Origin of the sequence: Pseudooceanicola pacificus, assembly GCF_009789075.1 — a bacterium.
In the GTDB taxonomy this organism is placed as follows: Bacteria; Pseudomonadota; Alphaproteobacteria; order Rhodobacterales; family Rhodobacteraceae; genus Pseudooceanicola; species Pseudooceanicola pacificus.
In genome coordinates this window covers 191,112-209,177 of record NZ_WNXQ01000001.1, presented here as the reverse complement: position 1 = coordinate 209,177, position 18,066 = coordinate 191,112, and the positions used below count along the sequence as shown (strand labels likewise).

The following is an 18,066-nucleotide window of genomic DNA, read 5'->3' as shown; positions in this document are numbered from 1 at the left end:
TAACAGCAGGAGCATCCGCATGGCGGTTTCGCTGGGAACTGACGGTTTCCGCCTGGCGCGGATTGCGGCACTGACCTTCAGCGCCGCGCTTGGCCTGGCCGCCGCCGGGCTGATGTTCGAGGCGTCGATCCAGGACGGCGTGCAGCTGTGGGATGTCCTGCGCACCCTGCTGATCCTGGTGACGACGGCCTGGCTGGCCTGGGGCACGATGCAGGCCCTGCTGGGCCTGCCGCCCCGCCGCACCCTGCCCGAGCGTGGCGAAATCGGCCTGCCGCATGCGCCGACCGTGGTGCTGGTGCCGATCTGTAACGAGGATCCGGTTGCCACCTTTGCCCGCATCGCCGCGATGGATGCCTCGCTCGACGCTGCGGGGGTGAATGCGGATATCGCCATCCTGTCGGATACCCGTGACGACACCGCCGCCACGCGGGAACGCGACTGGTTCGCCCGTCTGCTGGCCGAACGGCACGGCGACGGGCGCATCTTCTACCGCCGGCGCGAGGTGAACACCGGGCGCAAGGCCGGCAATATCGAGGATTTCATCCGCAAGTCGGGCGGCGGGTACGAATTCGCCGTCATCCTCGACGCCGACAGCCTGATGGAGGGCGCCACCATCCGCGAGATGATCGCCCGGATGGAAGCCGAACCCGAACTTGGCCTGCTGCAGACCCTGCCCAAGATCGTCGGCGCGCAATCGCTGTTCGGGCGGGCGATGCAGTTCTCGGCCAGCTTCTTCTCGCCCGTCTTTGCCCGGGGGCTGGCCCGGATGCAGGGGCGGACCGGGCCGTTCTGGGGCCATAACGCGATTGTCCGGGTCCGCGCCTTTGCCGAAAGCTGCGGCCTGCCCTCGCTGTCGGGGCGCCCGCCCTTTGGCGGGCACATCCTCAGCCACGATTACGTCGAGGCCGCGCTGCTGGCCCGCGCCGGATGGAAGGTGCGGGTGGACGAGGATATCGAGGGCTCCTTCGAGGAGGGGCCCGAGAACGTCGTCGCCTTTGCCCGCCGCGACCGGCGCTGGTGCCAGGGCAACCTGCAGCATTCGCGCCTGATCTTCGCCCCCGGGCTGAAAGGGTGGAGCCGCTTCGTCTTTGTTCAGGGCATCCTCGCCTATGTCTCGTCGCTGATCTGGGGGGCCTTCCTGATCGTGTCGATCGTGGCCGCCGTGACCGCGCCCGCGCCGGATTACTTCCCCGACATCTATCAGCTGTTCCCGGTCTTCCCCGACGACCGGACCAAGCAGATCGTCGGCCTTGCCATCGGCATCGTCGGCCTGCTGCTGCTGCCCAAGGTGGCGATCCTGACCGAATCCGCGCTCAACGGACGGGCGGCGGGGTTCGGCGGGCGGCTCTCGGCGCTGCGCTCGGTCCTGTGCGAACTGCTGCTGTCCTCGCTGCTGGCGCCGGTGATGCTGATGTACCAGTCGCGCGCCGTGCTGCAGGTGCTGACCGGCCGCGATGGCGGCTGGCCCGCGAACCAGCGGGGCGAGGGGCGGCTGTCGCTGTCCGATGCCTGGCGCGCCTCGGCCTGGATCTCGGTCGTGGGGGCGGCGTCGCTGGCCGCCTCGACCTACCTCGCGCCGGAGCTGCTGATCTGGCTGATGCCGGTCAGCCTGCCGATGGTGCTGGCGCCGATGCTGATCGCCTGGAGCTCGCAGCCCGCCGGGCAGGGCGTGTTCCGGGTGCCGCAGGAGGACCAGGCCCCTGCCGTCGTCGCGGCCTATCGCGACATTCACGGCACCTGGGCCGGGCATGCCGCGCCCGAGGATACCGGGACCGGAGGGCGCCTCGATGCCGCAGCCTGATCCGACCCTGGTCGCCTTTCCTGCCGCGCAACCGCCGGTCAAGCCGCCGCGCGACCTGCGCATCGACATGTTCCGCGGGCTGGCGCTGGTGATGATCTTTGTCGATCACGTGCCCGGCAACCCCTACGAGGCCTTCACCAGCCGCAACTTCGGCTTTTCGGACGCGGCCGAGGCGTTCTTTGTCATGTCCGGCATCGCCGCCGGGATCGCCTATTCCGGCCGCTTCCTGCCGGATACGCTCAGACGGAATGGCCACTGGGCCGCGATCTCGCCGATCTGGGCGCGGGCCTGGACGCTCTACCTGGTGCATGTCTTCCTGACGGCTTGGGCCATCGCGATCTTTGCCTGGGGCGCCAGCACCTTTGTCCTGCCGGAGCTGCGACAGGCGATCAACCTGCGCCAGGTGTTCGAAAACACCGGCCCCGCGCTGGCCGGGGTGCCCGCGCTGACACACCAGCTGGGCTATGTGAACATCCTGCCGGCCTATGCTGTGCTGCTGGTCTGCCTGCCCGCCGCGATCGTGCTGGGTCTGCGCCGCCCCTGGACGCTGGCGCTGCTGTCGGCGCTGCTGTGGTACGCGGCGGGGCATTTCCGGCTGAACCTGCCGAATTATCCCAACCCGGGCGGCTGGTTCTTCAACCCCTTCTCGTGGCAGGTGGTCTTTGTCACCGGCCTGCTGATCGGCCTGGCCCTGCGCCGCGGCGAACGGCTGGTGCCGCGCAGCCCCTGGCTGTTCTGGCCCGCGCTGGCCTTCGTGGTGCTGGTGCTGGTCTGGGTCCGCGTCCCGGCGGTGGCCGAGGTGCTGAACACGGGCATGGCCTGGCTTGGCGCGCAGGGCGCTCCGTTCCACATCGTCGCGCATGACAAGACCTTCGTGTCGCTGCCGCGTCTGCTGCACATCCTGGCGCTGGTCTACGTGATCTCGTCGCTGGGCTGGGTGCGCAGCCTCTCCGGGTCGCGCATCGCCGCGCCGCTGCGGCTGATGGGGCGGCAGGGGCTGCTGGTGTTCTCGCTGGGCACGGTGCTGGCGCTGACCTTCCAGGTCATGATGGCGGCCGAGCCGGACCTGTCCGCCCTGCCCTGGGTGCTGCCGGCGGCGGGCGTGGGCCTGATGCTGGCCGCCGCGTGGCTGCGCGAGGAGGCCCGCCGCCGGATGCCCCGCCCCGTGGGCAAGGGTCAGGTCGCGCGTCCCGTGGCGCCCGTGTCGCGCGCCGCAGCCGTCCCGGCGGAATAGGACAAGAAGCTGTCGCAACCGGGCAAGCCGCCCGGTCGATTCCCGATACCACTGGGCGCATGACCCCGCAGCATCAGACGGCAGACCGCCGTCGCGGGCACGGGCATCTGCGATACGGGGCGGGCGATGCAGGCACAGGCCGACGAGGCCGATTTCGTGATTGTCGGCGCGGGGTCCGCGGGCTGCGTGCTGGCCAATCGCCTGTCGGAAAAACCTGCGCACCGGGTCACCCTGCTAGAGGCCGGGGGCCGGGATTTCAGCATCTGGGTCCGCATGCCCATCGGCTATGGCGGGGCCTATTACCACCCCCGGCTGAACTGGCGCTACACGACCGAGGCCGATCCCGGTTCTGCGGGGCGGCAGCTTTACTGGCCGCGGGGCAAGGTTGTCGGCGGGTCCAGCTCGATCAACGCGATGGTCTATGTCCGGGGCCAGGCCGAGGATTACGACGGCTGGGCGGCCCTGGGCAACGCGGGGTGGTCCTATGCCGATGTGCTGCCGCATTTCCGCGCGATCGAGGACAACCTGGCCGGGGCCGACGCATGGCGCGGACGCGGCGGGCCGATCACGGTGACACGCACCGACGGTTCGGTCCACCCGATGAGCCACGATTTCCTGACCGCCGCCCAGGCCGCCGGCCTGGCGCTGAACCCCGATTACAACGGAGCCAGCCAGGAGGGCGTGGCGCTTTACCAGATCTCCACCCGCCGGGGGTTCCGCTGTTCCGCCGCAACCGGCTTCCTGAACCCGGTGCTGTCGCGCGCCAACCTGCGGCTGGTGACCCATGCGCTGGCGACCCGGGTGCTGTTCGACGGCAGCCGCGCCGTGGGGGTGGAATACACCCGGGGCGGCGAGATCCGCCGCGTGATGGCCCGGCGCGAGGTGATCCTGTCGGGCGGTTCGGTGAACTCGCCCCAGCTGCTGGAACTGTCGGGCATCGGCGATCCCGACCGGCTGAGGGCGCTTGGCATCGCGCCGGTGGCCGATCTGCCGGGCGTGGGGCGCAACCTGCAGGACCACATCGGGCTGGATTACAACTATGCCACCTCGGTTCCGACCCTGAACGACGAGCTTGGCCCGATGCTGCCGCGCGCCCTGGCCGCGCTGCGCTATGCCCTGACCCGCACCGGCCCGCTGTCGCTGAGCGTGAACCAGGCCGGTGGTTTCTTCCGCTCAAGCCCCGACCGGGTGCGGCCGAACATGCAGCTCTACTTCTCGCCGGTCAGCTATACCCGGGCCAAACCGGGCAAGCGGCGGCTGACCAGGCCCGATCCCTTCTCGGGCATCCTGATCGGCCTGTCGAACTGCCACCCCGCCAGCCGGGGCGAGATCCACATCCGCTCGGCCGATCCGGCACAGGCGCCCGAGATCCGGCCCGGCTACCTCAGCGCGCCCGACGATATCGCCGAGCTGGTCGAAGGCGTGAAGATGCTGCGCCGGATCGCGGCGCAGCCGCCGCTCGCCGGTGTCTTCCTGCGCGAGATCGCGCCCGGCACCGAGGTGCAGGACGATGCCCAGCTGGCCGAGGATATCCGCCTGCGCAGCGGCTCGATCTTCCATCCCTGCGGGACCTGTTCGATGGGGCCGGACGGCGATGCCGGGGCGGTGGTCGATCCGCGCCTCCGGGTGCGCGGCGTCAGCGGGCTGCGGGTCATCGACGCCTCGGTCTTTCCGCGCGTGCCTGCGGGCAACATCAACGCGCCCTCGATCATGACCGGGCACAAGGGGGCCGCGATGGTGCTGGAGGATGCGCAGAATGCCTGAGCGCCGCCCGATTGCCAGCCCGCCGCGTCCGGGTCATGGTGCCGCTCATCAGGCCACAGGACCGACGCCATGCAGCTGACACGGATCGAGACATTTGCCACCCCCGACATCGGTTTTGTCCGGGTCACCGACGAGACGGGGGCGACGGGCTGGGGGCAGGTGTCGACCTATCAGTCCGACATCACCGCGCAGGTGCTGCACCGGCAGGTCGCGCCGCATTCGCTGGGGATCGGGATCACCGATCTGGACGATCACCTGGAACGGGTGCTGGAGCGCGAGCACAAGTTTCCCGGATCCTACATGTGCCGGGCCATCGCGGGGCTGGAAACGGCGATCTGGGATCTGCGCGGCAAGCAGGCGGGCCAGCCGGTCGCCACGCTTCTGGGCGGCTCGCCGGGCAAGCTGCGGGCCTATGCCTCGTCGATGAAACGCGACATCACCCCGGCGGCAGAGGCCGAGCGGTTCCGCCGCCTGCGGGGCGAGCACGGGTTCGACGCCTTCAAGTTCCGCATCGGGGCCGAGGTCGGGCGCAACCGCGATGAATGGGAGGGCCGGACCGAAGAGATCATCCCCACCGTCGCCCGCGCCTTTGCCAGCGAGGACGTGGCCCTGCTGGCGGATGCCAATTCCTGCTATTCCCCGGACCGGGCGATCCATTACGGGCACATGCTGCAGGACAATGGCATCGGCCATTACGAGGAACCCTGCCCCTATTGGGAGTTGGAGCAGACACGAGAGGTCGCCGCCGCGCTGGATGTCGACGTGACGGGCGGCGAGCAGGACTGCATGCTGCCCACCTGGCGGCGGATGATCGAGATGGACGCGGTGGATATCGTGCAGCCCGATATCCTGTATCTCGGCGGCATGGGGCGGACCCTGCGGGTTGCCCGGATGGCGCAGGCGGCGGGCAAGCCGGTCACGCCGCATTGCGCCAACCTGGGGCTGGTGACGCTGTTCACCATGCATCTGCTGAGGGCACTGCCGAACGCGGGCAAGTATCTGGAATTCTCGATCGAAGAGGCGGATTACTACCCCTGGCAATACGGCCTGTTCCGCAATGATCCCTACCGGATCGAGGACGGCATGGCCGAGGTCACCGACGCCCCCGGCTGGGGCGTCGAGATCGCGCCGGAGTGGCTGGCGAAGTCCGAATACCGGGTCAGCGCGGCGCAATAGGGCGCGAGCGCTCGGGCCCGGGCCGGGGCGCCGACACCGCGCAGCCGGTCCGGCAGGATGGCACACAGCGGCGTGACCCTCTGCGGCGCTTCGCGACATGGGCCCCGGGCGCGCGCCGGGGCCTGCAGGCGCCTGCTGCGCTCAGAGCGGAATATCGCGGCCCAGCAGGTTCATCCATTCGCCCTGCCCGCGATAGGCGGCGAGGTTGGTTTCGAAGACCTTGACGTAGCGCTTGCCGAAGGCGGGGGTGGAGCCTGCGACATGCGGGCTGACCAGCACCTTGGGCGAGGTCCAGAGCGGGCTGTCGGCGGGCAGCGGCTCCTTGGAGAACACGTCGAGCCCCGCGCCCCTCAGCTCTCCGGAATCGAGCGCCGCGATCAGGGCGGTTTCGTCGATCAGGCTGCCGCGCCCGATGTTCACGATCCAGCCCGCGCCAAGCGCCTCCAGCTCTGCGGCCCCAATCAGGGCCGACCCGTCGACCTGCGCGGGTGAGGTCAGAATCAGGATATCCGCCCAGTCGCAGACCTCGCGCAATGCGCTGACCGGGTGGATCACCTCGACCGGGCCGGAATAGGTGGCCGGGTTGCGCTTGACGCCCACGACCTCGGCCCCCCAGCCATCCAGCCGCCGGGCAAAGGCATCCCCGATGCGGCCGATGCCGACGATGGCGATCTTCTTGCCGAATACCTCGTCGCAGAGCGGGCGCTGCCATTTCGCCTCGGCCATGTTGCGCGCCGCGGTGCCCAGGTTGCGGGTCAGCGCCAGCATCAAGGCAAAGGCATGTTCGGCCACGGCATCCGCATGCACGCCGGCGCCGGTGGTGATCACCACGTCGCGCGCATGCAGTTCGGCCACCGGGAACTGGTCGAATCCGGCGCTTGGGCTGGCCACCCATTTCAGCGAGGGCGAAAGATAGCTTTCGTTCCAGATGAAGGAAACCAGCACCTCGCCCCCGTCCTGCAGGGCACGGGCGACACCCTCGTCGTCCTGCGGCGTGACGATCTGCAGCCCGGGCAGGGCGCTGACATACTCGCGCACGCCTTCGGGCAGTTTGGGATGAAGGACGACAGAAATGCTCATGGCGGGACCTTTTGTTGGGTGCGGGGCCAGAGGGCTGGCCCGGTTCGGGGCCATCATGCGCAGCAGCGCCGGAATGACCAGACCGGGCGGCCGGGTGGCGGGGATATTCCACTCTTCTGGCACAGGGGCTAAGCTGGGCGGGTCCACGCCGCAAATCCCCGGAGAGCCCGCCATGATGAACGCCCCCGCCGCCTGTGTCGGCGATCCGGTCGACGTGATCGAGACGCCCGCCCTGGTGGTCGATCTCGACCTGCTGGAGGCGAACATCCGGCGGATGGCCGATTTCGCCGCCGCGCGCGGCATCCGCCTGCGGCCCCATGCCAAGACCCACAAATGCGCCGCCATCGCCCGGATGCAGATCGCCGCGGGCGCCGTCGGCATCTGCTGCCAGAAGGTGGGCGAGGCCGAGGCGCTGGCCAATGCCGGTATCGGCGACATTCTGGTGACCAACCAGGTGGTGGGGGAGCGCAAGCTCGACCGCCTGGCCGCCCTGTCCAAGCGTATCCGGCTGGCCGTCTGCGCCGATGACGGCGGCAATGTCGACCGGATCGCCGCCGCGGCCGCGCGGTTCGGCACCGTGGTCGAGGTGCTGGTCGAGATCGACGTCGGCACCGGCCGCTGCGGTACGCCGCCGGGAGCGCCGGCCCTGGCCCTGGCCCGCCGCATCGCCGGGCATGACAGCCTGCGGTTCGGCGGGGTGCAGGCCTATCACGGCAGCGCCCAGCATATCCGGGGGCACGACGACCGGCGCGCCGCCATCGCCGCCGCCGCCGAGGGCCTGCGCCAGACGCTCGACCTGCTGGCGGCCGAGGGGCTCGACTGCCGCATCGTCGGCGGGGCGGGCACCGGCAGCCACGAATTCGAGACCGAGCTGGGCCTGTGGACCGAGCTGCAGGCGGGCTCCTACGTCTTCATGGACGGGGATTATTCCGACAACCTCGGCCCCGATGGCCAGCCCGACCGGCGCTTTGCCAACAGCCTGACGATCCGCAGCACGGTGATCAGCGCCCCGGTGCCCGACCGGATCGTGACCGATGCGGGCCTCAAGGCGATGTCGACCGAAAGCGGCCCGCCGCGCGTGGTGGATGCGCCCTGGGCCCGGGTGCGGGGCGTGTCGGACGAACATACGGTGATCCTGACCGATCCGGCGCGGCGGCCCGGCGTGGGCGCGGTGCTGTCGCTGATCCCGGGGCATTGCGATCCGACCGTGAACCTGCACGACTGGATCATCGGCACGCGCGGCGGGATCGTCGAATGCATCTGGCCGGTGGACGCGCGGGGCGCCGTGCTCTGAGCGCATTCCTGCGATCCGCGCCCCCGCCGTTGGGGCGCGCAGGGCGGCGGTGCTAGCATGTCCCCCTGATGATCGGGGGATGCGTGATGACCGAGACCGGGACCGTGGCCGAGATCGAACCCTATCGCGGGTTCCAGTACCGCAGGCGCAGCTTTCACCTGGACGCACAGGAGGAGGCCCGCCTGCTGGCCCTCTGCGGCATCGACCCGGCGATCTACAGCGGCGGGGCCGACCCGGCGCAGTTCATCACCCATGCCATCAACGAGGGCGTGAGCAACGGCGTTTCGGCCAATGGCGGCGTCAACATGGTGCAGAAGCTGGATATCCGCCGCCTGCCGCGTCTGGACGAAGAGGTGATGCTGGAGGGCGGTATCCTGGACGTCACCCATGCCCCGCGCGGGCGGGTGACCACCAGCGAGGTGCGCTATCACGGGCAGGACGGGGCGCTGGCGCTGATTTCGGCGCGGCGCTCGCTCAAGACCGACCCGACGAAACAGGCCGATCCCGCGCTGCGCGGAGCGGGGGAACGCCCCCCGCCGGTCTTTGACAGCCTGGACGGTCTGGTCCGCCTGGGCGAGGTGCAGCTGACGCCCGAGATCGTGCAGGGCTACAGCCTGCACACCCGCAACCCGATCCATACCGAGATGGAGGCCGCCAACCGCGCCGGCTATCGCGCGCCGATCATCGGCGGGGCGCATGGGGTGCGCTACCTGACCGCCGCGATCTGGCGGGAATTCGCGCCGACGGGGGCCGATCTCGACATCTATTTCCGCCGGCCGCTGTTCTGGGATGACGGGTTTCGCATCCTCGCCCGCCGCTCGGGCGGGGGCTGGGATGCGCTCTGCATCGAAAAGGACGGCAAGGTGGCGGTCGAGATGCGGATCAACGCGCTGAAGACCTGAGCCTTCGATGACATCCGGATCACCCAGGTTTGACGGGCGCCCGGCTGGTTGAGCGGGCGGTTTCGCGCTAGGTTCAGTCGAAACCCGGACCGCGCGATTGACCAGACAGAATGACCCCTTCCTGCACGTCCTCCAACGCCTTCTGACACCTTTGTCCGAGGCGCTGATTGTGCGCGGGGTCAGCCTGGGCCAGGCCTATGAGGCGCTGAAGGGCGCGATGGTGCGGTCGGCCGAGCGGACCGAGGGCGCGGATGCCAGCGACAGCCGCATCTCGCTGGTCACCGGGCTACACCGCAAGGACGTCAAGCGCCTGCGCGAGGCCATGCCCCAGCCCAAGAGGACGGCCATCGGCGCTGTGGCGCAGGTGCTGGCCCACTGGCGCGGAGAGCCGGATCTGGCCGGACCCGACGGCGGCCGCCCCCTGACCCGGGCCGAGTTCGACGCGCTGGTGCGGTCCGCGCGCATCGACATGGCCCCGGGCACGGTGCTGGCCGCGCTGCAGGATCACGGCGCGGTCACCACCGACGACGCGGGCCTGCTGGTGCCGCTGACCACCGCCGCCCTGCCGCGCGCGGGCAGCGACGAGATGGTCGCCGCCTTTGGCGCCACGCTGGCGCCGCATCTGGACGCGGCGGTGCACAACCTCACCGCCACCGAAGGCACCCGGCATTACGACCGTGCGCTGCGCTATTCCCATCTGTCGCCCGAGTCGGTGGCAGAACTGGACGCCGCCGCGCGCAAGGCCGCGCAGGAGATGCTGGTAGCGCTGGACCGAAAGGCCCATGAATTGCAGAAACGGGACCGGGACCTCCCGGGCGCCACGGGACGGTTCGTCCTGGGCGCTTTCGTGCGGCCCGATCCACCGGAGGACCACGAATGAAGCCGTTTCCGACCGTCCGGCGGCCCCTGGCCCGCCTTGCCGCCGGCCTGATTGCGCTGGCCACGGCGCTGGCGCCCGCGCTGTCCCCGGCGCGCGACAAGGACATCCCCGAGGCCGAGGGCGGCATCGTCGGAACCGGCATCGCGCCCGCGGGCATCTATGGCGTGATCACCGGGCTGGGCTCGATCCACGTGAACGGGCAGCGGGTGGTCTATGACCCGGGCCTGCTCGTCCACTCGCCCCTCGGCAGCATGACGGCCGAGATGCTGGAGCCGGGCGACGTGGTGGCGGTGATGGCCGACCCCGAGGGCGACGACTGGCGCGCGCGCTCCATCGACCGGGTCTTTGCCCTGATCGGGCCGATCGAATCGGTGGCCCGGGGCAGCTTCACCGTCATGGGCTCGCAGGTGCTGGCCGATGCCGGAGAGCTGGAGCCGGGCGACTGGGTCGCCGTCAGCGGGCTGTGGCAGGAAAATGCGCTCAGCGCCTCGGATATCGAGCCGATCCCGCCGCAGGATCATGCGCTGGTGCAGGGCACCTGGAAGCGCACGCCCGACGGGGTGACCATCGGCGGCGCGCGGCTGGAGGGGATCTCCCCCACCCATGCCGGGCCCGGCGAGGTGCTGAGCGCCGAGGGCCAACCGATCCCCGGCGGCATCTCGGCCGAGCGGCTGTCCTTCGGCATCTTCCCCGACAGTGCCGGGCTGGTGCTGGCCGAGGGCTACCTGGCCGATGCGCGGGACGGGTCGGGCATGTATATCCTGCTGGGCAGCGGGCTGGTGGCCTATACCGAAAATCCCGGTATGATCGACCCCGAGCAGCGGATCCTCAGCTGCGGCTCCCCCGCCGATGGCGGCACGGTGCCCCAGGAGCTGGCGGCCCGGCTGGGCTGCACCGGCATCCCGATGATGGACCCGGCCACGCCGCGCTGATCGGCCCGCCCGGGTCGCGGCGCGCGTGGCAGACACCCCGCGTGCCGAAGCGCGCGGTGCGGTGCGGACCGGGCTGCGCCTTCCAGTGGACACACAAGAAAGGCCCGGGCACAAAAAAAGGCCCGGGCAGTGCCCGGGCCAGTCCAACAGGGAGGTGCATATCAATCACCCGGACATGCGCGGGGTTCCGTCACACTCGTCACGAGTGAGAGAGTATCATGTCACCTGACCCCAAGTCAGGTCAGGTATTCCTTACGCCACCAGACGGTAGCCGCCGGATTCGGTGACCAGAAGCCGTGCATTGGTCGGATCCGGCTCGATCTTCTGGCGCAGGCGGTAGATGTGGGTTTCCAGCGTGTGGGTCGTGACCCCGGCATTGTAGCCCCAGACCTCGTGCAGCAGCACGTCGCGGGCCACCACGCCCTCGGTCGCGCGGTACAGGAACTTCAGGATGTTGGTTTCCTTCTCGGTCAACCTGATCTTGCGCTCGTCCTCGGTCACCAGCAGCTTCATCGCGGGCTTGAACGTATAGGGGCCAAGCTGGAAAATCGCGTCCTCGCTCTGCTCGTGCTGGCGCAGCTGCGCGCGGATGCGGGCCAGCAGGACGGGGAACTTGAACGGCTTGGTCACATAGTCGTTGGCGCCGGCGTCCAGCCCCAGGATGGTATCGGCATCGCTGTCATGGCCGGTCAGCATCACGACAGGGCTTTTGACACCCTGCTTGCGCATCAGGCGGCACAGTTCGCGGCCATCGGTGTCGGGCAGGCCGACGTCCAGAATGACCAGATCGAACAGACCTTCCTTGACGCGGCTCATGGCGTCGGCGCCGCTGGCGGCTTCGAAGACGTCGAAATCCTCGGTCATCACCAGTTGCTCGCTCAGTGCCTCGCGCAGGTCCTCGTCATCGTCGACAAGCAGGATTTTCTTCAGTTGTGCCATTGCGGGCCCTCCTTTGTGCACTTCACATCGGTGTGTTTCACGCGGGCGGCAAGATTTGCTGCAACCCTGTCACGCGGACGTGTATGCACCTGAGGAATGTTTCAAATTTTCCCGTGAAGCATTACATCTCCCGTATCAACGCGGAGATCCCGTCATGAGTTTCATGCCTGACATTGCCGAAATGCTGGCCCGCGCGCGGGCCGATCTGCGCATGGGGCTGGGGATCGTGCTGCTGGACGGAGCCGAGGGCGCGCTGGTTCTGGCGGCGGAAACCCTGTCGTCGCAGCGGCTGGCGGACCTGCGGGCGCTTGGCGGCGCGCCGGTGCTGGCGGTGACCGCGCGCCGGGCCGAGACGCTGAAGGCGCGGCCCTATGACGGCGACCTGGCGCGCATCGCCCTGCCGGCGGATGTCAGCCTGGCGTGGATCGCCGCGATCTCGGACCCGGCGGACGATCTGAGATCGCCGATGAAGGGGCCGCTGGTTGCCGAACGGACCGGCCCGGCGCATCTGCACCGGCTGGCCCTGCGCATCGCCAAGGCGGCGCGCATCCTGCCCGCCGTTCTGGTGCTGCCGATCCCCGACGCCGCCCGGTTCGCGGGCGAGAACGGGCTGACCGCGCTGGACGCCGTGCGGGCCAAATCGGTGATCGACACGGCCAGCCCGCTGCATCCGGTGATTTTTGCCCGCGTGCCGCTTGAGGCCTCAGAGGCGGGGCGGGTGCATGTCTTTCGCCCCGAGGACGGCGGCGAAGAGCATTACGCCATCGAGATCGGCCGCCCCAAGCGCGACCAGCCGGTGCTGGCGCGGCTGCATTCGGCCTGTTTCACCGGCGACCTGCTGGGCAGCCTGAAATGCGACTGCGGCCCGCAGCTGCGCGGCGCCCTGCACCAGATGGGCGAGGAAGGGGCCGGCGTGCTCCTCTACCTCAACCAGGAGGGGCGGGGGATCGGGCTGGCCAACAAGATGCGGGCCTATTCGCTGCAGGATCAGGGATTCGACACGGTCGAGGCGAACCACCGCCTGGGGTTCGAGGATGACGAGCGGGATTTCCGCCTCGGCTCGGACATCCTGACGCGGATGGGGTTCCGCAAGGTGCGGCTGCTGACCAACAACCCCGCCAAGATCGCGATGATGGAAAAAAACGGCATCGCCGTGACCGAACGGGTGCCGCTGAAGGTGGGCGAGAACGCGCATAACCGCGCCTATCTGGCGACCAAGGCCCGGAAATCGGGCCACCTGCTGTGAGCCCCTTCGATCTGGTCCTGACCCCGCGCGGCGTCCGGTTCATGGGGCGCCTGTTTCCCTGCACCATCGGGCGCGGCGGCATCCGGGCCGACAAGCGCGAAGGCGACGGCGCCACGCCGGTCGGACGGCATCGCGTGGTGGGCATGCTCTACCGCCCCGACCGCATGGCCCGCCCCGCCGACTGGGCCGAGCCGATCGGCCCGGGCGACCTGTGGTCCGACGACCCGCGCGACGCGGCCTATAACCTGATGGTCCGCGCGCCCTATGCCCCCAGCCACGAGGCGCTGCGCCGGGCCGATCCGATGTACGACATCGTGCTGCTGACCGACTGGAACTGGCCCGAGGCGCAGCCGGGGCGCGGCTCGGCGATCTTCCTGCACCAGTGGCGCAGGCCGGGCGCGCCGACGGCGGGCTGCATCGCGTTCCGCCGCGACCACCTGCGCTGGATCGCCGGGCGGATCCAGCCGGGCGCCGGGGTGATCGTGCCCGCGCCGGGGCTGGCCGCGCTCGCCTGAAAGGCGCGGGCGGGCCGGGTACGCCCCGGAGGTCAGTGCGTGTCGCGATCCCCGAAGATGGCGCTGCCCACGCGGACATGAGTCGCGCCGTGCATGATCGCCTTTTCGAAATCGCCGGACATGCCCATCGACAGCCCCTCCAGCCCGTTGCGGGCGGCGATCTTGGCCAGCAGGGCGAAATGCAGCGAGGGTTCCTCGTCGACCGGGGGGATGCACATCAGCCCCGCGATCGGCAGGTCCAGCCCGCGGCATTCGGCGACAAAGGCGTCGGTCTCGCCGGGCAGGACACCGGCCTTCTGCGGCTCCTCCCCGGTGTTGACCTGGATGAAAAGCTGCGGGCAGGTGCCGATCTCCTGCGCCAGCCGGGCAAAGGTGTTCGCCAGCTTGGGCCGGTCGAGCGAATGGATCGCCTGGGCCAGCTCCATCGCCTGACGGGCCTTGTTGGTCTGCAGGGGTCCGATGATATGCAGCTCGACCCCGTCGTAGGTCTCGCGGAAGCGGGGCCATTTGCCGGCGGCCTCCTGCACGCGGTTCTCGCCAAAGACGCGCTGGCCCTCTTGCAGCACCGCTTCGACCCTTTCGTCGGGCTGCAGTTTCGACACGGCGATCAGCCGGGCACTGCCCGCGGGGCGGCCCGCGGCGGTTTCGGCCTCGGCGATGCGGGCGCGGATGTCGGTCAGGGGCATAGGGTCCTCCGGCGGCTGCGTCGTTGCGGCGGAGACAACACCAGTTTGGCCGGGATGAAAAGAGTCAGCGCTCGCGCGGGGGCGGCAGTGGCGTTCCGGTGGTCACGAAATAGCGCGGACCGTTGGGCGCGGCGGCACGCCCGTTGCCGGCCCGCACCCGCACCTGCGCGCCAAAGGTCAGCCCGCCGTCGGACGTCGTGCTGGCGGTGCTGTCCAGGCCATAGCGGCTTTCGATGCGCGCGGCCTTGCTTGAGGAGTCATGGGACACGCCGAACCGCGCCTCGCCCTCGAACCGCAACTGGGCCAGGGCAGGGGCCGGCGCAAGCGCCAGGCAGGTCAGGAGGACGGCGTATCGGATGGGATGCTCCCTTCGGCAATCGCGGACAGGGTGTCCCGGGATGCAGGGATCGGGCAAGCCACAAAAGCGCGAGCGCGGGGCGCGGCGGAAAAGGGCCGGGGCCGGGGCGAGAGCGGGGCCTGCCGGAAGGGGTCGCAACCTGAAGGGCCCAAACCGCAGGGGGCCCAAAAACGAAAAGGGCAGGTCCTGAGACCTGCCCCCTCGTAGACTGTGGTCCGTTCAACTTAGAAGTTGAAGAGGACGCCCATGTCTGCGGTCAGCACGTCCTGTGCCGAAACGACACCGCCGCGGATGGACACACCACCGCCGAGGCTGTGCTTCAGGCCGAGGCCGTAGCTGTCGGCGCTCAGGCCGTTGTTTTCGTCGTCGTTGTTGTAGAAGGCCAGAACGGTCGTGGCGCCACCAACTTCGAACTCACCAGCCAGGGTGGCCGATGCTTGGTCCAGGTCGTCTTCGGCGTACATGACCGAAACGGTCACCGGGCCGATTTCGCCACCGACGGTCACAGCGTAGACAACGTCGTCAGCGACGTTCGAGTCTTGGTAGGCTGCTGCGAAGGTCCAGTCGTTCCAGGTGTACGACAGAGCGATTGCGGTACGCTCGGTGCCACCGGTGTTCGACGACGACACGTGTGCGCCGAAGCCGCCACCTTCGTAGATGACTTCCACGCCGTTCCGGCCAGCGCCGGTCGAGGAGTAGGAGTCAGCGTCGAAGTTCGACACGACGTTGTGCCAGCCGAGACCCGACAGACCGATCGAAGCGGTGTACAGGTTCGGCATCGAGTCGATGGCGCCGTAGATGTTGCCAACGCCAACGGTCAGGCCGCCGGTCATTGCGTAGAAGCGCGCGCCGTTCAGCGAAGCAGCGTTTGCAGCGGTTGCGGTGTCGTCGGCCTGCATACGGACGCGGGCACCAAAAGTCACGCCGCCATCAGCTTCGGTCGAACCATCGATGTTCAGACGGAAGCGCGATTCGATGCGGGTGTCTTTGGCTGCGTTTTCAACGTACAGCACGCCAAAACGGCCGTAGCCGCCAAAGGACACGTCCGCAGCTGCGACGCCAGCAGTGGCAACCAGCGCGGTCGTAGCGAAGAGAACTTTTTTCATCGTTTTCCCTCGGTTTCTCAGTCAGTCCCAAACGGGGAATCCGATTTGGGCATGGCAGGTCTTTCGCTCTTTTCGGGGCCTCAATGCAAGCGCCCGGGGGGCATGCCATGTTTTGGACCCCTAATTGGTGCAGCTTTGCCACAGTGCCGCCACCGCTCCCCCCTGCCGCCCCGGACCGAAGCCGCCGGCCACGCGCGCGCAGCCGTTAAATCGCTTGCTCCGCATTGAGCCGTTGGGTAGGACGGAGTGAACTTTGAGGTACTGGGCGTGGCGATGGAATTTTCTCGCATTTTCAAGCAGGCGATGGTCGGGGTTCTGATCCTGACTCTTGCCGCATGTGGTGGGAACGGTTTCAAGTTGCTGGGCCCCCCCAGCAGCGGCGCCGCAACCGAACTGGAAGCGCGCGCGGCGAATCCCAAGAACATCGGCAATCCGCTTGAGGAAGGTGACGGGACGTCAATCTTCGACCTGTTCCGCCAGCGCGACGACGGCACCAAGGTCGGCGTGAATCGCTACCTCTGGAATGCCTCGCTGGATGTGCTCGAATTCCTGCCGGTGCAGTCGGTGGATCCCTTCTCGGGGGTGATCATCACCGGGTACGGGACGCCTCCGGGGGGCGGCCAGTCCTACCGTGCGACGGTCTACATCAGCGATCCCGCGCTGGAGGCACGTTCGCTGAAGGTGGCGATGCAGACCCGCGGCAACCGGCCGGTCAGCGCATCGACTCAGCGCGCGGTCGAGGATGCGATCCTGACAAGGGCCCGGCAGCTGCGGGTGCGCGACAAGAAGTTCTGATCAGGCGCCGACCCGCAAGACAATCTGTCGGCGCGCCGGGCCGCAAGACGGCCCGGGCTTCGTATCAGACGGTCATGTCGGCCAGACTCTGCACCCATTCCATTTGCTGGGGCAGGCAGATCCGCTTCAGATCGTAGGTCTCGCGGATATGGGCACGGGCGGCGGCACCCAGACGGTTGCGCGCCTCGGCGCTGTCCAGCATGCGGTCGACCTCGGCCACCAGCTCTCCGCCGTTGAAGAAATCGATCAGCCGCCCGGTCTCGTTGTCGACGATGGCCTCGCGCACCGGGGCGGTTCCGCTGGCCACAACGGCGGCCTCGGCGCTCATCGCCTCGAACAGGGACCAGCTGAGGACGAAGGGATAGGTCAGGTACACGTGCACGCGCGAAACCTGCAGCAGGCTGACGAACTTGTCATAGGGGATACGGCCCAGGAAATGCACCCGCGCCCAGTCGTCATCCGGAATGCGGCCGCGCACCTCGCCGATGAAGATGTCCTTCCAGGTCTTGCCCTCGGGCGCGCGGGCGCCATAGCTCACCCCGTCGCCGCCCACGATCAGAACCCGGGCATTGGGCCGGGCCTTCAGCAGCTCGGGCAGGGCGCGCATGAAGATGTGATAGCCGCGATAGGGTTCGAGGTTGCGATTGACGAAGGTGATCACCTCGTCCTTGCGGGTCAGGGTCGCGCCGGTCGGGACCGTGTAGCTGGCCCACTGGTTGCGCTGGATCGCATCGGTGTCGATCCCGTCATGAATCACGCTGATCTTGTCGCGGAATTCGGCCGGAAAGGTATCGGCCTGGAAATTCGTCGGGCTGAGACCGGCCTGCGCGATATCGAAATGCAGGTGGTTGTTCAGGTTCTTCATCCGGATGCGCAGCACTTCGGACGGGGAATCCCCGCGCGAGAATTCCGGGTCGAACCCGACATGCGGATAGCCCGGGTGATGGTAGAGCTCGCAGTAGATGCCGATCCGCGCCTTGGGCCAGACGTCCCGCAGGAACATCGACTCGCCCCAGCCGGGGTGGGCGATGATGATGTCGGGCTGATAGCCCGTTCCGCGCAGGCGCATGGCGGCGGTATAGCAGGCCTCGGCCCGGGTCACCTTGCTGTCGAGGTCGGTGAGCCAGGGATGGGTCCGCTGGTCCACCTTGCGCTGGATCGCATAGGGCAGGATGTGCACGCCGTTCCAGTTCGTCGGCTCCTTGACGCGCAGGGTCAGGGCCAGGACGTGGTGCCCCGCGCGGGCCAGCGCTACCGAGAGGTGCTTGAACTGGCCAGGAAAATTCTGGTGTATAAAAAGGATATTCATGAAACCCCTTTAAGCGGCATCCGCCATTTATACCGCGCGCGCCCCCTGT

At 68.6% G+C, this 18,066-nt stretch carries 17 protein-coding genes; 11 read left to right on the top strand and 6 right to left on the bottom strand.

Translation table 11 applies throughout. From position 1 onward, the window contains the following. The first annotated feature begins 19 nt into the window (after nt 1-19). The 4 genes from mdoH to GLS40_RS00950 all read left to right on the top strand — a co-directional run bounded on the left by mdoH (nt 20) and on the right by GLS40_RS00950 (nt 5,975). Nucleotides 20-1,801 carry a glucans biosynthesis glucosyltransferase MdoH gene (gene mdoH, locus GLS40_RS00965; protein ID WP_160380731.1) on the top strand — a complete coding sequence of 594 codons (1,782 nt, stop codon included), beginning with the start codon at nt 20-22 and terminating at the stop codon, nt 1,799-1,801. Next, on the top strand, nt 1,788-3,035 hold the full coding sequence (locus GLS40_RS00960) for an OpgC family protein (RefSeq protein ID WP_160380730.1): 1,248 nt from the start codon (nt 1,788-1,790) through the stop codon (nt 3,033-3,035). Before mdoH ends, GLS40_RS00960 begins: the two co-directional genes overlap by 14 nt. A gap of 126 nt (nt 3,036-3,161) precedes the next feature. After that, nucleotides 3,162-4,799: a GMC family oxidoreductase gene (locus GLS40_RS00955; protein ID WP_160380729.1), complete on the top strand. Its 1,638-nt coding sequence runs from the start codon at nt 3,162-3,164 to the stop codon at nt 4,797-4,799. Between the two features lie 69 nt (nt 4,800-4,868). Beyond that, a complete protein-coding gene (locus tag GLS40_RS00950) occupies nt 4,869-5,975 on the top strand; it encodes a mandelate racemase/muconate lactonizing enzyme family protein (protein ID WP_160380728.1) in 1,107 nt (368 codons plus the stop codon). A 141-nt stretch (nt 5,976-6,116) separates the two neighbouring features. Here GLS40_RS00950 and GLS40_RS00945 read toward each other — a convergent pair whose 3' ends face one another. Continuing rightward, the gene (locus GLS40_RS00945) at nt 6,117-7,055 is read right to left on the bottom strand and encodes a D-2-hydroxyacid dehydrogenase (protein ID WP_160380727.1); all 939 of its coding nucleotides are present in this window, start codon (nt 7,053-7,055) and stop codon (nt 6,117-6,119) included. A 172-nt stretch (nt 7,056-7,227) separates the two neighbouring features. Here GLS40_RS00945 and GLS40_RS00940 point away from each other — a divergent pair, with 172 nt between their 5' ends. From GLS40_RS00940 to GLS40_RS00925, 4 genes are all read left to right on the top strand, one after another. Continuing rightward, nucleotides 7,228-8,349: a DSD1 family PLP-dependent enzyme gene (locus tag GLS40_RS00940; RefSeq protein WP_160380726.1), complete on the top strand. Its 1,122-nt coding sequence runs from the start codon at nt 7,228-7,230 to the stop codon at nt 8,347-8,349. 86 nt (nt 8,350-8,435) lie between these two features. After that, nucleotides 8,436-9,251, top strand: a complete 816-nt coding sequence (locus tag GLS40_RS00935) for a hotdog family protein (protein WP_160380725.1) — start codon at nt 8,436-8,438, stop codon at nt 9,249-9,251. A gap of 97 nt (nt 9,252-9,348) precedes the next feature. Further along, on the top strand, nt 9,349-10,131 hold the full coding sequence (locus GLS40_RS00930) for a DUF6502 family protein (protein WP_160380724.1): 783 nt from the start codon (nt 9,349-9,351) through the stop codon (nt 10,129-10,131). Continuing rightward, on the top strand, nt 10,128-11,063 hold the full coding sequence (locus tag GLS40_RS00925) for a DUF5666 domain-containing protein (RefSeq protein WP_160380723.1): 936 nt from the start codon (nt 10,128-10,130) through the stop codon (nt 11,061-11,063). Before GLS40_RS00930 ends, GLS40_RS00925 begins: the two co-directional genes overlap by 4 nt. A 252-nt stretch (nt 11,064-11,315) precedes the next feature. On the opposite strand, the gene GLS40_RS00920 is transcribed toward GLS40_RS00925, so the two are convergent. Next, nucleotides 11,316-12,002, bottom strand: coding sequence for a response regulator transcription factor (locus GLS40_RS00920; RefSeq protein ID WP_160380722.1), 687 nt, complete (start codon nt 12,000-12,002; stop codon nt 11,316-11,318). 154 nt (nt 12,003-12,156) lie between these two features. Here GLS40_RS00920 and ribA point away from each other — a divergent pair, with 154 nt between their 5' ends. Beyond that, entirely contained in the window at nt 12,157-13,248 is a 1,092-nt protein-coding gene (ribA, locus tag GLS40_RS00915; protein WP_160380721.1) for a GTP cyclohydrolase II, read from the top strand. Beyond that, a complete protein-coding gene (locus GLS40_RS00910; RefSeq protein ID WP_160380720.1) occupies nt 13,245-13,763 on the top strand; it encodes a L,D-transpeptidase family protein in 519 nt (172 codons plus the stop codon). Before ribA ends, GLS40_RS00910 begins: the two co-directional genes overlap by 4 nt. A gap of 32 nt (nt 13,764-13,795) precedes the next feature. Here the strand turns inward: GLS40_RS00910 and GLS40_RS00905 are convergent, their stop codons facing one another. The 3 genes from GLS40_RS00905 to GLS40_RS00895 form a co-directional block, all read right to left on the bottom strand. Then, the gene (locus GLS40_RS00905; protein ID WP_160380719.1) at nt 13,796-14,449 is read right to left on the bottom strand and encodes a YggS family pyridoxal phosphate-dependent enzyme; all 654 of its coding nucleotides are present in this window, start codon (nt 14,447-14,449) and stop codon (nt 13,796-13,798) included. Between the two features lie 64 nt (nt 14,450-14,513). Further along, complete coding sequence (locus tag GLS40_RS00900; protein WP_268892913.1) at nt 14,514-14,864, bottom strand: porin; 351 nt, start codon at nt 14,862-14,864, stop codon at nt 14,514-14,516. Between the two features lie 167 nt (nt 14,865-15,031). Beyond that, a complete protein-coding gene (locus GLS40_RS00895) occupies nt 15,032-15,913 on the bottom strand; it encodes a porin (RefSeq protein ID WP_160380717.1) in 882 nt (293 codons plus the stop codon). A 273-nt stretch (nt 15,914-16,186) separates the two neighbouring features. On the opposite strand from GLS40_RS00895, the gene GLS40_RS00890 reads away from it, so the two are divergent. Then, the gene (locus tag GLS40_RS00890; RefSeq protein WP_160381134.1) at nt 16,187-16,708 is read left to right on the top strand and encodes a DUF3576 domain-containing protein; all 522 of its coding nucleotides are present in this window, start codon (nt 16,187-16,189) and stop codon (nt 16,706-16,708) included. 64 nt (nt 16,709-16,772) lie between these two features. Here the strand turns inward: GLS40_RS00890 and GLS40_RS00885 are convergent, their stop codons facing one another. Next, nucleotides 16,773-18,017 carry a glycosyltransferase gene (locus tag GLS40_RS00885; protein ID WP_160380716.1) on the bottom strand — a complete coding sequence of 415 codons (1,245 nt, stop codon included), beginning with the start codon at nt 18,015-18,017 and terminating at the stop codon, nt 16,773-16,775. Nucleotides 18,018-18,066: the final 49 nt, after the last annotated feature.

Excerpts from the sequence above, each read along its gene's own strand:
- mdoH (WP_160380731.1), top strand. The coding sequence starts at position 20 with ATGGCGGTTTCGCTGGGAACTGACGGTTTCCGCCTGGCGCGGATTGCG.
- GLS40_RS00960 (WP_160380730.1), top strand. The coding sequence starts at position 1,788 with ATGCCGCAGCCTGATCCGACCCTGGTCGCCTTTCCTGCCGCGCAACCG.
- GLS40_RS00955 (WP_160380729.1), top strand. The coding sequence starts at position 3,162 with ATGCAGGCACAGGCCGACGAGGCCGATTTCGTGATTGTCGGCGCGGGG.
- GLS40_RS00950 (WP_160380728.1), top strand. The coding sequence starts at position 4,869 with ATGCAGCTGACACGGATCGAGACATTTGCCACCCCCGACATCGGTTTT.
- GLS40_RS00945 (WP_160380727.1), bottom strand. The coding sequence starts at position 7,055 with ATGAGCATTTCTGTCGTCCTTCATCCCAAACTGCCCGAAGGCGTGCGC.
- GLS40_RS00940 (WP_160380726.1), top strand. The coding sequence starts at position 7,228 with ATGATGAACGCCCCCGCCGCCTGTGTCGGCGATCCGGTCGACGTGATC.
- GLS40_RS00935 (WP_160380725.1), top strand. The coding sequence starts at position 8,436 with ATGACCGAGACCGGGACCGTGGCCGAGATCGAACCCTATCGCGGGTTC.
- GLS40_RS00925 (WP_160380723.1), top strand. The coding sequence starts at position 10,128 with ATGAAGCCGTTTCCGACCGTCCGGCGGCCCCTGGCCCGCCTTGCCGCC.
- GLS40_RS00920 (WP_160380722.1), bottom strand. The coding sequence starts at position 12,002 with ATGGCACAACTGAAGAAAATCCTGCTTGTCGACGATGACGAGGACCTG.
- ribA (WP_160380721.1), top strand. The coding sequence starts at position 12,157 with ATGAGTTTCATGCCTGACATTGCCGAAATGCTGGCCCGCGCGCGGGCC.
- GLS40_RS00905 (WP_160380719.1), bottom strand. The coding sequence starts at position 14,449 with ATGCCCCTGACCGACATCCGCGCCCGCATCGCCGAGGCCGAAACCGCC.
- GLS40_RS00895 (WP_160380717.1), bottom strand. The coding sequence starts at position 15,913 with ATGAAAAAAGTTCTCTTCGCTACGACCGCGCTGGTTGCCACTGCTGGC.
- GLS40_RS00890 (WP_160381134.1), top strand. The coding sequence starts at position 16,187 with ATGGAATTTTCTCGCATTTTCAAGCAGGCGATGGTCGGGGTTCTGATC.
- GLS40_RS00885 (WP_160380716.1), bottom strand. The coding sequence starts at position 18,017 with ATGAATATCCTTTTTATACACCAGAATTTTCCTGGCCAGTTCAAGCAC.